This window comes from Pseudomonas salicis (genome assembly GCF_057128705.1).
Genome location: NZ_JBSKHU010000001.1, coordinates 1,169,913 through 1,182,253, shown reverse-complemented (window position 1 = coordinate 1,182,253; position 12,341 = coordinate 1,169,913). Strand labels below are relative to the sequence as shown.

General features: G+C 59.7%; 12 protein-coding genes and 1 pseudogene. 7 read left to right on the top strand and 6 right to left on the bottom strand.

Features of this window, described 5'->3' with window-relative positions:
* The first annotated feature begins 41 nt into the window (after positions 1–41).
* A complete protein-coding gene (locus tag ACWKWE_RS05435; RefSeq protein WP_483849896.1) occupies positions 42–1,862 on the top strand; it encodes a glycoside hydrolase family 15 protein in 1,821 nt (606 codons plus the stop codon).
* Between the two features lie 98 nt (positions 1,863–1,960).
* Here the strand turns inward: ACWKWE_RS05435 and alkB are convergent, their stop codons facing one another.
* The 3 genes from alkB to ACWKWE_RS05420 all read right to left on the bottom strand — a co-directional run bounded on the left by alkB (position 1,961) and on the right by ACWKWE_RS05420 (position 3,221).
* A complete protein-coding gene (gene alkB / locus ACWKWE_RS05430) occupies positions 1,961–2,638 on the bottom strand; it encodes a DNA oxidative demethylase AlkB (protein WP_166597752.1) in 678 nt (225 codons plus the stop codon).
* A gap of 16 nt (positions 2,639–2,654) precedes the next feature.
* Positions 2,655–2,834 (bottom strand): hypothetical protein, encoded by a 180-nt coding sequence (locus ACWKWE_RS05425; protein ID WP_166597720.1) that lies wholly within the window; start codon positions 2,832–2,834, stop codon positions 2,655–2,657.
* An 81-nt stretch (positions 2,835–2,915) separates the two neighbouring features.
* A complete protein-coding gene (locus ACWKWE_RS05420; RefSeq protein ID WP_166597721.1) occupies positions 2,916–3,221 on the bottom strand; it encodes a DUF1883 domain-containing protein in 306 nt (101 codons plus the stop codon).
* A gap of 170 nt (positions 3,222–3,391) precedes the next feature.
* On the opposite strand from ACWKWE_RS05420, the gene ACWKWE_RS05415 reads away from it, so the two are divergent.
* Positions 3,392–3,748 (top strand): hypothetical protein, encoded by a 357-nt coding sequence (locus tag ACWKWE_RS05415; RefSeq protein WP_166597722.1) that lies wholly within the window; start codon positions 3,392–3,394, stop codon positions 3,746–3,748.
* Between the two features lie 39 nt (positions 3,749–3,787).
* On the opposite strand, the gene ACWKWE_RS05410 is transcribed toward ACWKWE_RS05415, so the two are convergent.
* The gene (locus tag ACWKWE_RS05410) at positions 3,788–4,069 is read right to left on the bottom strand and encodes a hypothetical protein (protein WP_166597723.1); all 282 of its coding nucleotides are present in this window, start codon (positions 4,067–4,069) and stop codon (positions 3,788–3,790) included.
* Positions 4,070–4,230: 161 nt separating this feature from the next.
* Positions 4,231–4,416 (bottom strand): hypothetical protein, encoded by a 186-nt coding sequence (locus tag ACWKWE_RS05405; protein WP_166597724.1) that lies wholly within the window; start codon positions 4,414–4,416, stop codon positions 4,231–4,233.
* 362 nt (positions 4,417–4,778) lie between these two features.
* Between ACWKWE_RS05405 and galU the strand changes: the two genes are divergently transcribed.
* The 3 genes and pseudogenes from galU to ACWKWE_RS05390 form a co-directional block, all read left to right on the top strand.
* Positions 4,779–5,648 (top strand): UTP--glucose-1-phosphate uridylyltransferase GalU, encoded by an 870-nt coding sequence (gene galU, locus ACWKWE_RS05400; protein WP_166597725.1) that lies wholly within the window; start codon positions 4,779–4,781, stop codon positions 5,646–5,648.
* 109 nt (positions 5,649–5,757) lie between these two features.
* On the top strand, positions 5,758–7,113 hold the full coding sequence (gene gorA / locus ACWKWE_RS05395) for a glutathione-disulfide reductase (RefSeq protein ID WP_483849895.1): 1,356 nt from the start codon (positions 5,758–5,760) through the stop codon (positions 7,111–7,113).
* A gap of 167 nt (positions 7,114–7,280) precedes the next feature.
* Positions 7,281–8,918, top strand: a pseudogene (locus ACWKWE_RS05390) (hybrid sensor histidine kinase/response regulator); the annotation flags it as partial.
* Here ACWKWE_RS05390 and ACWKWE_RS05385 read toward each other — a convergent pair.
* Positions 8,915–9,631 (bottom strand): DNA-binding protein, encoded by a 717-nt coding sequence (locus ACWKWE_RS05385; RefSeq protein ID WP_483849894.1) that lies wholly within the window; start codon positions 9,629–9,631, stop codon positions 8,915–8,917. The pseudogene ACWKWE_RS05390 and the gene ACWKWE_RS05385 overlap by 4 nt on opposite strands.
* A 313-nt stretch (positions 9,632–9,944) precedes the next feature.
* Between ACWKWE_RS05385 and ahpC the strand changes: the two genes are divergently transcribed.
* On the top strand, positions 9,945–10,508 hold the full coding sequence (ahpC, locus tag ACWKWE_RS05380) for an alkyl hydroperoxide reductase subunit C (RefSeq protein WP_166597729.1): 564 nt from the start codon (positions 9,945–9,947) through the stop codon (positions 10,506–10,508).
* A 146-nt stretch (positions 10,509–10,654) separates the two neighbouring features.
* Positions 10,655–12,217 carry an alkyl hydroperoxide reductase subunit F gene (gene ahpF, locus ACWKWE_RS05375; protein ID WP_483849893.1) on the top strand — a complete coding sequence of 521 codons (1,563 nt, stop codon included), beginning with the start codon at positions 10,655–10,657 and terminating at the stop codon, positions 12,215–12,217.
* Positions 12,218–12,341: the final 124 nt, after the last annotated feature.

Here is a 12,341-nt window from a genome sequence, read left to right as displayed (position 1 = left end):
GGGTTCATTACCTCAAAGACACCAGAAGGGACCTGCACCCCATGGCTGTACTGATTGAAGATTATGCGCTGCTCGGCAACTGCCGCACCGCAGCGCTGGTGGCCCGCGACGGGTCGCTGGACTGGCTGTGTTTCCCGCGCTTCGACGCCCCCGCCTGTTTTTCCGCCTTGTTGGGCGACAGCGATAACGGTCGCTGGAAGATTGCCCCCACTGACCCCAATGCCACCTCGCGACGCCGTTACCGCGAAGGCACGCTGATCCTTGAAACCACCTTCACCACTGCCACCGGCTCGGCGCTACTGGTGGACTTCATGCCGATGGCCGAAGAGAGCAGCGTGGTGCGCATGGTGATCGGTCTGGAAGGCCGCGTCGATTTCGCCATGGACCTGGCCATTCGCTTCGATTACGGCAGTACCGTGCCGTGGGTCGAAAAGCGCGAGCCCCATGTCCTGACCGCCGTTGCGGGGCCGGAGATGCTGGTGCTAAACACGCCCTCCGAGTTACACCCGCTGGACCATCACACCGAAAGCCAATTCACTGTGCAAGCTGGCCAGCGGCTGGGGTTCGGGTTGTCATGGCAGGCGTCCCATGAGCCGGTTCGGGAGGCGTTCGACATTGAGGAGGCGCTGGAACAGACCGAAAATTTCTGGCGTGAGTTTTCGGACCGCTGCCCTGATGTCGGCCCCTGGACCGCTCAGGTCAAGCGCTCGCTGGTCACGCTCAAAGCGATGACCTATGCGCCCACGGGAGGCATCGTCGCTGCCGTCACCACCTCGCTGCCCGAGCAGCTGGGCGGCGAGCGCAACTGGGATTACCGCTTCTGCTGGCTGCGTGACGCCACCATGACCCTGCTGGCGTTCATGAACCTCGGCTATTACGAAGAGGCGACGGCCTGGCGCAACTGGCTGCTGCGCTCGGTGGCGGGCAATCCTGAGCAAGTGCAGATCATGTATGGCCTGGGTGGCGAGCGGCGGCTGCCGGAATATCAATTGCCCTGGCTGAGCGGCTATGAAAACTCCCGTCCCGTGCGCATTGGCAACGCGGCGGCGACGCAGATGCAACTGGACGTCTACGGCGAAGTCGCGGACGCCATGACCCAGGCCCTGAAAAGCGGCCTGCCGCGACTGCCTCGCAGCACGGAAATCCAGAAGGTGATCATGCCGTTTCTGGAAAAGGTCTGGCATCTGCCTGATGCCGGTATTTGGGAAATTCGCTCCGAGCCCCGGCACTTCACCCACTCCAAAGTCATGGCGTGGGTGTCCTTTGACCGCAATGCGGGGGTGTTGGCCAAGAGCGACCACCCGGAAGACCGCGAGCGCGGGCGTCACTACCGGGACATCGCCGATGAAATTCACGCGGACGTCTGCGCCCACGGTTATGACGCTGATCTGGGGAGCTTTGTGCAGACCTACGGCGGCAAGGAGCTGGACGCCAGCCTGTTGCAGATCGCGCTGACGGGATTCCTGCCAGTAGACGACCCGCGCGTGACGGGCACCGTGGCGCAGATTGAAAAAGCCTTGATGCAGGATGGCTTGCTGCTGCGCTACGACAGCGAGCGCAGCACCGACGGGGTTTCAGGGAGTGAAGGGACGTTTCTGGTCTGCTCGTTCTGGCTGGCCGATGCGTACGTGCTGCAGGGGCGCGATCAGGAGGCCAGCGACCTGTTCGACCGGTTGTGTGGTCTGTGCAATGACGTGGGTCTGTTGGCGGAGCAATACGACCCACGGGCCGGACGCATGCTGGGCAACTTTCCGCAGGCGTTCAGTCACATTGGCATCATCAATACCGCGCTGAACCTGCACCGGGTCGTGTGTCCGGTCAAAACCCGCGCGGCGTCGGAACCGGATGCGGTGGTGGGTTGACTTGGAACTGTCAGATCACAATTTGCTTTGGATATCCCATGGCGTCCGGGTTTGTTGCCACGCAGCGGCAGCAAACCGGTGGTCGCGGTCTTTCTAAGTCAGCGCGCCTTGCGAAACGTGAAATTGATCCGCTGCTCGCCCAGCTGCGGGTGTTCAGCCTGTTTGATCGGCATCACTCCATGAAAACGCAAGCGGTCTTCGCCGCCCCAGACCACCACATCCCCATGAAAAAGCGGCACCCGCTGCGTGGCGTCGCTGCGCGCGTGTCCACCAAACAGAAACATCGCCGGGATGCCCAGCGATACTGAGACCACCGGCCATTCATACCCCCGTTCGTTCCTGTCCTGATGCAGCGACATTTTCGCGCCGGGGATATAGCGGTTGATCAGGCAGGTGTCAGGTACGAAATCCTGAAAACCCGCTGCGTCCGCTGCTTGTTGCGCCAGTTCGAGAAAGACCTCGGGCAAAGCAGGCCAGGGTTGGCCGGTTTGCGGGTCGATGGGGGAATAGGCGTAGCCCTGATGATCGGTGATCCAGCCGTAACGCCCGCAACTGCTCAACGCCGCCGACATTACGTGCCCACCGGGGGTGACCATCTGGCGAAAGGGCGCCTGGGTCAGCACGCTGTCGAGCGCCGGCAGCAGCCGGTTCACCCAGGGCAGGGCGAAACCGCGAAGGACCCACGAACGAGGGCCGATCTGTTCGTTGGCCTGCGGTTGTGGTGTGTCCTCCGCGAACAGGTCCAGCGTCGCGGGGGTAGTGCCCTTGCGGTGCATCATCACGGTCTTCCGGTCACAGCGCCTTGCTGACTTTCACATCGCTGATCACATCATCGCTGCCACTGTGCATTTTCTGCAGCGCGGCCAGCGCTTCTTCAGCGGACGGGGATTGCAGCAGGGCGAACTCGAAGCGGCGTTCGCCGTTGAGCTTGTAACTGATGGCATATTTCACGACGGGCGCGGACGTACTCACGATAGAATTCCTTGAAAACGGCAAAGGTCACAGGCGGCTGCACGAAAGCACGAAACGTTCACGCAGCCTGTGATGGAGTGATCAGCTCAAGCGCGAGGAAGTGCGTCGCACGATTTTGATCGAATGGGTGAATGTGGTCTTGCGACCGCCGTGGCTGTCCATCTTGCGTCCAGCGGTGTCGATGGTGATGTTCCAGAAACCGGTGCTGGGCACGGTGATCTTGGCCGGGAAGCGGTCGAATGCGCCGCCGTGGTAGGTGTGGCGGCCGCCGTTTTTGAAGCTGCGGAAATTCGCATCGCTCATCAGACGGATGTTGCAGAGCTGGGAGCACTCGATGACGACCATGTCGTCTTCGTTGAGGTGCTCGCGCTGGTGTACGAATTTCATGGATGTCTCCGGAGACAGGGCATTCTCGAAAACCCGAAACGATAGCACGGACGACCCCTGGGTTGATGGCCGTGCGGATTTTTATTGCTGGGTGCGTGACGAAAAAAAGCGCGAGCGTCGGGATTTAATCGAACGTCGACGTGTCGTAGCACCTTTACTGGAGGGATTGTATGAAACTGGCTGTTGTAATGCTGGCGCTGGCGATGACAGGTTGCGCCAGTGTCGCTGACATCGAACACTCGCCCGCGACCATGAGCGTGATGTCAGGGAAAAACCCGCAGGAGTACGCCGAGTGCTTCGTTGCCAGAATCGATGACAGTCGCATGCCGCCCCAGATTGAACCGCACAAGGAAGGCTTGCGTGTGATCGTGCCCCAGAAATTTTCCAGCGGGACGCCGACCGCCATTGTCGTCATCGAGAAACGTTCAGGCGGCAGCTCCATCAAGCTGTTCGAGAGCGGTGGCAACAACCCTTTGCGGCCCAAGGACATTCAGCACGCCGTCACGGCCTGTATCTCGGGTGAGTAAGAAGCAGGCGAGTGACGGGGGAAAGGCAGGGGAGCGCGTTTATTTACACATCACCAGCACCGTGCGGGTCTTGTAGTTGCCGACATCGACACCCAGGGTCTTGTCGGCTTCCTTGGGTTGCGGTGTGCCGTTGGTGCTGACGATGTTGTAGCCGGTGCCCGCGCAGGAGGCGTCGGCCTTTTCGTAACAGGCGGCCCACGACATGGCCTCGCCCGAGCAATCGATGCTCAGGGCCTGGTTGCCATTCTTCAGGTAAGTGCTTTGCGCGGTCGCGCAGCCAGTCAGGCCCAGTACGACGAGGACGAACAGGATCTTGGTCATTTCGAATGCTTCACGATAAGGGCCGGGGTTGAATAATCAGCCTTTCTGAGACTGAGCTGCTGTGCCATCGTTCCGGCATCACTGAACCTTTTTTTCAGGGCGCCTGAGCGGTTCAGTAAAGATTCAGGCCCCATTGCGAAGGCCTGAACCTGGTCACGAAGTCAGGACTTCTTGTCGGCGCGACGACGGGGTGCCGGGGTGTCCTGAAAGACCGATGCGACTTCAATGGCGCTGCTTTCGCTGGTGAAAGGCCCTGCCACGGCTTCTTCATCGTGACCTACCAGCCACCATTGGCCATCCTGCAGTTTCTTGATCTGGTAACCGTTTACGCTTTTGACTTCCGACATCGATCCATCTCGACAAGTGATTCAGGCGGCCATGATACGGCGTAATAGCATTATTTTCCTACGCAAACGAATGATCGCGGCTACGCTTGAGTCTGTCATTTAACGGTCGTTTCGCGGGACCGGATGCCTGCGTACGGATGACGTGACAGAGGGAGAGCGGGGCGCCTCGCGGTTGATCGTTTGCGCGACATCCACGATACGTCTCTGCGCGTTCGGTGATCGCAATATCGAAAACTGAACGGAACTATCTCAGCGGCTGTTCCTCTACCAAGACATCGAATCGGCCAGTGGCGGGGCATTGTAAGGTGATCGCCTCCTGATTAGACTGCGCCGCAACACCCCCAGCCCCATCAAGGACTTATATGATCAAGAAATGCTTGTTCCCTGCAGCCGGTTACGGCACTCGCTTTTTGCCAGCGACCAAAGCCATGCCCAAAGAGATGCTGGCCGTTGTCAACAAGCCGCTGATCCAATATGGCGTGGAAGAAGCACTGGCTGCGGGTCTGAACGAAATTTCCATCGTGACCGGTCGCGGCAAGCGCGCGCTGGAAGACCACTTCGACATCAGCTACGAGCTGGAACACCAGATCAAAGGCACCGACAAAGAGAAATACCTCGTTGGTATTCGTCAATTGATCGATGAGTGCAGTTTCTCCTACACCCGTCAGACTGAAATGAAGGGCCTGGGCCATGCGATCCTGAGTGGTCGTCCGCTGATCGGTAACGAGGCGTTCGCTGTGGTACTCGCGGACGACCTGTGTGTGAATCTGGAAGGCGACGGTGTGCTGGCGCAGATGGTCAAGCTGCACCAGCAGTACAAGTGCTCGATCGTGGCGATTCAGGAAGTCGATCCGAACGAAACCAACAAGTACGGCGTGATCGCCGGTGAAGAAATCAAGCCGGGCCTGTTCCGCGTTACCGACATGGTCGAGAAGCCAAAACCGGAAGACGCGCCTTCCAACCTGGCGATCATCGGTCGTTACATCCTGACCCCGGACATCTTCGAGAAAATCGAACAGACCGAGCCAGGCAAAGGCGGCGAAATCCAGATTACCGACGCGCTGATGAAGCAGGCTGCCGAAGGTAATGTGCTGGCCTACAAGTTCAAGGGTCGTCGTTTTGACTGTGGTGGTGCAGAAGGCTACGTCGAAGCCACCAACTTCTGCTTCGAGCACTTCTACAAGACGGGCACGTCCCTGGATCCAGTGGCTGTGCCTGCCAAGGCCAAGTAACTGTATCGCAGCACAAAGCCACCTTCGGGTGGCTTTGTCGTTTCTGCGCGCCAACCCTTGCCGAGCGCGTCGAAGTGGTTATGCTAGCCCTCCTGCCAAGGAGAAATTAATGAGCTACGACTTCGACCTTTTCGTCATCGGTGCCGGTTCCGGTGGTGTGCGCGCCGCGCGTTTTTCAGCAGGTTTCGGGGCCCGTGTTGCGGTCGCCGAGAGCCGCTATCTGGGTGGCACCTGCGTCAACGTCGGCTGCGTGCCCAAGAAACTGTTGGTGTACGGCGCGCATTTTTCCGAGGACTTCGAAAACGCCAAAGCCTTCGGCTGGACGTTGGGCGAGCCCGAATTCGACTGGGCCAGCCTGATCGCCAACAAGAATCAGGAAATCAGCCGCCTCAATGGCATCTATCGCAACCTGCTGAACAACAGCGGCGTGACGCTGATGGAAGGGCACGCGAAACTGCGCGGGCCCCATGAGGTGGAAATCAACGGCCAGGTGCACACCGCCGAACACATCATGATCGCCACCGGTGGCTGGCCGCAGATTCCGGACATTCCAGGCCGTGAACACGCCATCACTTCCAACGAAGCGTTCTTCCTCGACACACTGCCCAAGCGCGTAGTGGTAGTTGGTGGCGGCTACATCGCCGTCGAGTTCGGTTCCATCTTCAATGGCATGGGCAGCGACGTCACGCTGATGTACCGCGGCGAGCTGTTCCTGCGCGGCTTCGACGGCGGCGTGCGCGAGCATCTGCGCGAGGAACTGACCAAGCACGGCATGGCGCTGCGCTTCAATTCGCAGATCGAAAAGATCGAGAAGCTCGCCGACGGCACGCTGGACTTGACCCTCAACGATGGCAGCACGTTCAACGCCGATTGCGTGTTCTACGCCACCGGCCGGCGCCCGATGCTCGACAATCTGGGCATGGAGACGGTCAACGTCGAGCTCGACGACAAAGGCTTCATCAAGGTTGATGACAACTACCAGACCAGCGAGCCGTCGATCATCGCCATCGGTGACATCATCGGCCGCGTACAGCTGACGCCGGTGGCCCTGGCCGAAGGCATGGCAGTGGCTCGGCGCCTGTTCAAGCCGGAGCAATACCGCCCGGTCGATTACCGTCACATACCCACGGCCGTCTTCAGCTTGCCCAATATCGGCACAGTCGGGCTGACCGAGGAAGAAGCGAAAAAAGGCGGCTACGATGTGCAGATCTTCGAGAGCCGTTTCCGTCCGATGAAGCTGACCCTCACCGACAATCAGGAGCGTACGCTGATGAAGCTGGTGGTCGATGCCAAGACGGACCGCGTGCTGGGCTGCCACATGGTCGGGCCGGATGCTGGCGAGATCATTCAGAGCATGGCCATCGCCATCAAGGCTGGCGCCACCAAGCAGATTTTTGACGACACCATCGGTGTACACCCGACGGCCGCCGAAGAGTTCGTCACGATGCGCACCGTCACCCGTTAGTGTTTGATTCCCGGCCTCATGGATGAGGCACGGACCTGCAATCGTTGAAGGATGGACCCGTTTTGACCAGCAAGAGTTTTCCGGCATCCATGCCCCTGAATCCCATCGCGCCTGACGGCCAAACCACTGACGACCAAGGCCCTCACGATCAGGCGTCGACCCTCCCTGATGCGCTGCGTGAGAGCGAGCGTCAGTTCCGTACCCTGGCCGACAACATGAGCCAGTTGGCATGGATTGCCGACCCCAGCGGCAAGATCTATTGGTACAACGCTCGCTGGTACAGCTACACCGGCACCTCACACGAAGCGATGATGGCCCTCGGTTGGCGTTCACTGCATCACCCTGACCATCTGGAGCGCGTGGACACCCGCATGCGCCGCTGCTTCGCCACGGGCTCAATCTGGGAAGACACCTTTCCACTGCGGGGCAAGGACGGGTTGTACCGCTGGTTTCTGTGCCGCGCCCTGCCGATCCGCGACGAGCAGGGCAACATCACCTATTGGCTCGGGACCAGCACCGACATCACCGCGCAGGTCAGCGCCGAAGACGCGTTGCGCGAGTTGAACGAAAGCCTGGAGCGGCGCGTGGCAGAGCGCACCCGTGAGCTGGCGGAGATCAACGAGCGCCTGCAAGTGGAAATCAGTGAACGGGCGCAGGCCGAAGAAGCCTTGCGTCATGCGCAGAAAATGGACGCCATCGGCCAGTTGACCGGTGGCATCGCCCATGACTTCAACAACATGTTGACCGGTGTGCTTGGCGCGCTGGACCTGATTCAGCGTCGGGTGGCGGCGGGGCGGGTGTCGGAAATCGACCGCTATATCGAAGCGGCCATGAGTTCGGCGAACCGTGCCGCGTCCTTGACCCATCGGCTGCTGGCGTTCGCCCGTCGCCAGTCGCTGGACCCGCGCCCCGTGGACGTCAACCAGATGGTGGTTTCGATGGAGGAACTGGTGCGCCGGACGGTGGGCGAGAGCATCGAGCTGGAAATCGACCTGAACAGCGCGCTGCGATTGACCAACACCGATGAACACCAGCTGGAAAACGCCTTGCTGAACCTGGTGATCAATGCACGGGATGCCATGCCCGAGGGCGGGCGTTTGCTGATCCAGACTGAGGTCATTCATGTCGCTGTCTTGCATGACGCCCTGACGCCGGGGGACTACGTGCGGCTGAGCGTGCAGGACACCGGCACTGGCATGTCGGCCGAGGTCATCGCCAGGGCGTTCGACCCGTTCTTTACCACCAAGCCGATCGGGCAGGGCACGGGGCTGGGCTTGTCGATGGTGTATGGCTTTATCAACCAGACCGGCGGGCAGGTCCAGATCGACAGTGTCGAAGGCCGGGGCACGCGGATCGACTTGTACTTGCCGTGCCATTTTGAATCGGCCGGGCGGCACCTGCCGCCGACTGAGGATGCCGCGACACCAAGGGCCGGCCAGGGTGAGCGGGTCTTGGTGGTCGAGGACGAGCCCGACGTACGCATGCTGGTGGTCGATGTGTTGCGTGAGTTGGGTTACTCGGTGGAGGTCGCCGCTGACGGCCCCTCGGCATTGCCGTATCTGCAGGACGCGGGGCGCATCGATCTACTGGTCACCGACGTCGGCTTGCCCGGCATGAACGGCCGGCAGCTGGCCGAAATCGCTCGCCAGCACCGGCCGCAGTTACGCGTGCTGTTCATGACCGGTTACGCTCGAAACGCCCAGGTGCGTGGCGATTTTCTGGAGCAGGGGATGGACATGTTGACCAAGCCGTTCAGCATCGATGACCTGGCCCAGCGGGTTCGCGGGCTGATCGAAGCGCCTTAGGTCTGCGGCGTCTCCTGTCCGTCTGGACGCCCTGCGCGCGAGTTCTCCAGCGCGACCTCGGTCTTGATCAGAATCAGCTCCAGCACGCGATTCTGTTGATCGCGCTCGGTCAGGCGCGACTGAATCTTCTCGCCCTCGCTCAGGGCATTCTGCAGACGCTCCTGTAACAGCGCGCATTGAGTGTGGGCTTGCAAGTGCTGGTCTTTCAGCGCCTGGATCTGATCGTCCTTGTCCTGCAGCCTGGCAGCGCTATCGTGGGCTGCCTGGGTCAGTCGCGCGTTATCTTTCTGTTCCGCTTGCAGGGCTTTCTGAGTCGCCAGCAGAGTCGCGGTCTGGGTGCCGAGTTTCGTCGTTTGGGCCGCGTGTCGCTCGATCAAGTCGGCAAGGCGGCGCTCGACACTGCTCAAGTCGTCCTGCATGGCTTTCTTTTCAGCGTCGAGTCGGGCCTGCGCTTCGTCGAGCTGTTCCTGCGCCTGCGCTCGCAAACGTTGCGCCAGCCGTGCGACAAGGCTGTTCAGCTCGTCATCGATCGGTGCCGGTGAAGGGGCGTTTGTCGGTCCGTCGAGCTCACGCATCAGGCGATGGATGGTGGATTTGGAGCCGGTGTTACCCAGTTCGATACGTATTGCATCGATGCTGGGGTGTTCGCCCCGAGCGATGATCGAGAGACGTGCAGCCTGCACATCAGCCTTGTTGATGCCGCTTCGGGACATGACAACTCCTGAAAGATGAGGCAGGTACGTATCACGGGTTACATACCATCAAAACGCGGCATTTTGCGTCATTCTGTGAAGCTTGTCTGCACCGGCTTGAACATCGAAGGAGGAACTGGTTAGGCTGGGGTGGAATCCATGACCGAGGGTTCGCGAAGGTGTCACTGATTTCTTCTATTTATAGTGTGCCTTCATAGCGAAAACCAATCGCCGACATCAGGTTTGCCAATGAGCCTTAATCGGTGGTTGTGCGTAAGATCCCTCCCATCGAATTCAAATGCAGTTATTCAACAACCCTAAGGAGATCCACCCGATGCCTATCATTAACAGCCAAGTAAAACCGTTCAAAGCTACTGCTTTCAAAAACGGCGCTTTCGTTGAAGTTTCGGATGCTGACCTGAAAGGCAAATGGTCTGTGGTGTTCTTCTACCCAGCCGACTTCACCTTTGTCTGCCCGACTGAACTGGAAGACCTGGCTGACAACTACGACGCGTTCCAGAAACTGGGCGTTGAAATCTACTCCGTGTCCACCGACACCCACTTTGCCCACGCTGCCTGGCACAACACCTCGCCAGCTATCGGCAAAATCCAATACACCATGATCGGTGACCCAACCCTGACCATCTCCCGCAACTTCGACGTGCTGATCGAAGAAGCAGGCCTGGCTGACCGCGGTACTTTCGTGATCAACCCAGAAGGTCAGGTCAAGATCGTTGAACTGAACGACGGCGGCGTTGGCCGTGACGCTTCCGAGCTGCTGCGCAAAATCAAGGCCGCTCAGTACGTCGCTGCTCACCCAGGCGAAGTCTGCCCAGCCAAGTGGCAAGAAGGCGAGGCCACTCTCGCACCTTCGCTGGACCTGGTCGGCAAGATCTAAGTCCTCATGTCAGGACCGGGGGCGATGAGCCCATGAGCACGTAAGCCGCATCGCCCCCAAAAAACGCCCGGGCGGTCATCGCCTGGGCGTTTTTATTTCAAGCACTGCAGTTCAGACCCTGAATGTGAAGAAAAGGAAGCCGAATCATGTTGGACGCCAATCTTAAAGCTCAATTGAAATCGTACCTGGAGCGTATCACTCGCCCAATCGAGATCGTCGCGTCCCTCGATGACGGCGCTAAATCCCAGGAAATGCTGGCCCTGCTGAACGACGTCGTCAGCAGCTCCAATCAGATCACCCTCGACACCAATGGCAGCGATGCCCGCACGCCGTCCTTCGCCCTGAACAGCCCGGGCCAGGACATCAAGCTGCGTTTTGCCGGCTTGCCAATGGGTCACGAATTCACCTCGCTGGTGCTGGCGCTGCTGCAAGTCGGCGGCTACCCGTCAAAGGCCACCGAGGAAACCATCGAACAGGCCCGTGCCCTGACCGGTGACTTCAAGTTCGAAACCTACTTCTCGCTGACCTGCCAGAACTGCCCAGACGTGGTTCAGGCGCTGAACCTCCTGGCCGTGCTGAATCCAAACGTGCAGCACGTGGCCATCGAAGGCAGTCTGTTTCAGCAAGAAGTCACTGACCGTCAGATCATGTCGGTGCCGAGCATCTACCTGAACGGCGAACTGTTCGCCCAAGGCCGTATGAATCTGGAAGAGATTCTGGCCAAGATCGACACCAGTGCCGGTGACCGTCAGGCCGAGAAGCTGAACGCCAAAGACGCTTTCGACGTGCTCGTGGTTGGTGGTGGCCCGGCCGGTTCCGCAGCAGCGATCTACGCCGCGCGCAAAGGCATCCGCACCGGTGTGGCCGCCGAGCGTTTCGGCGGTCAGGTGCTGGACACCATGGCCATCGAGAACTTCATCTCGGTCCAACACACCGAAGGTCCGAAACTGGCTGTTGCCCTTGAAGAACACGTCAAGGAATACGAAGTCGACATCATGAACCTGCAACGCGGCGATCAGCTGATTCCGGGCAAGGATGGCGCGCTGCACCAGGTCAAGTTCGCCAGCGGCGGTGTGCTGAAATCCAAAACCGTGATTCTGGCGACCGGCGCTCGCTGGCGCGAAATGAACGTGCCGGGTGAGCAGCAGTACCGCAACAAAGGCGTGGCGTACTGCCCGCACTGCGACGGCCCGCTGTTCAAAGGCAAGCGCGTAGCGGTAATTGGCGGTGGTAACTCCGGTGTGGAAGCGGCGATTGACCTGGCCGGGATCGTGTCTCACGTGACCTTGCTGGAATTCGACAGCTCGCTGCGTGCGGACGCCGTGCTGCAACGCAAACTGCACAGCCTGCCGAATGTGACCGTTTTGACCAGCGCGTTGACCAGTGAAGTGACCGGCGATGGGCAAAAGGTCAACGGCCTGCGCTACAAAAACCGCATCACTGGCGAAGAGATCAATGTCGAGCTGGAAGGGATCTTCGTGCAGATCGGTTTGCTGCCGAACACCGAATGGCTGAAAGGCACCATCGAGTTGTCGCCCCGTGGCGAGATCGTGGTCGACAACCGCGGCGAAACCTCGATTCCGGGTATCTTCGCTGCAGGTGACGTCACCACCGTGCCGTACAAGCAGATCGTGATCGCAGTGGGCGAGGGTGCCAAAGCTTCGCTGAGCGCTTTCGATCACTTGATCCGTACCAGCGCTCCGGCGTGATGGCTGACTGAATCGCCGGCAAAAACAAAAAAACCTCATGAGCGATCATGAGGTTTTTTCGTGTTCAGCCGATTCAAACGCTTTCGAGCCTGTGGGATCCGGCTTGCTGGCGAAAGCGTTGGAT

Excerpts from the sequence above, each read along its gene's own strand:
- ahpF (WP_483849893.1), top strand. The coding sequence starts at position 10,655 with ATGTTGGACGCCAATCTTAAAGCTCAATTGAAATCGTACCTGGAGCGT.
- ACWKWE_RS05385 (WP_483849894.1), bottom strand. The coding sequence starts at position 9,631 with ATGTCCCGAAGCGGCATCAACAAGGCTGATGTGCAGGCTGCACGTCTC.
- ACWKWE_RS05435 (WP_483849896.1), top strand. The coding sequence starts at position 42 with ATGGCTGTACTGATTGAAGATTATGCGCTGCTCGGCAACTGCCGCACC.
- ACWKWE_RS05420 (WP_166597721.1), bottom strand. The coding sequence starts at position 3,221 with ATGAAATTCGTACACCAGCGCGAGCACCTCAACGAAGACGACATGGTC.
- galU (WP_166597725.1), top strand. The coding sequence starts at position 4,779 with ATGATCAAGAAATGCTTGTTCCCTGCAGCCGGTTACGGCACTCGCTTT.
- alkB (WP_166597752.1), bottom strand. The coding sequence starts at position 2,638 with ATGCACCGCAAGGGCACTACCCCCGCGACGCTGGACCTGTTCGCGGAG.
- ACWKWE_RS05405 (WP_166597724.1), bottom strand. The coding sequence starts at position 4,416 with ATGTCGGAAGTCAAAAGCGTAAACGGTTACCAGATCAAGAAACTGCAG.
- ACWKWE_RS05410 (WP_166597723.1), bottom strand. The coding sequence starts at position 4,069 with ATGACCAAGATCCTGTTCGTCCTCGTCGTACTGGGCCTGACTGGCTGC.
- ahpC (WP_166597729.1), top strand. The coding sequence starts at position 9,945 with ATGCCTATCATTAACAGCCAAGTAAAACCGTTCAAAGCTACTGCTTTC.
- ACWKWE_RS05415 (WP_166597722.1), top strand. The coding sequence starts at position 3,392 with ATGAAACTGGCTGTTGTAATGCTGGCGCTGGCGATGACAGGTTGCGCC.
- gorA (WP_483849895.1), top strand. The coding sequence starts at position 5,758 with ATGAGCTACGACTTCGACCTTTTCGTCATCGGTGCCGGTTCCGGTGGT.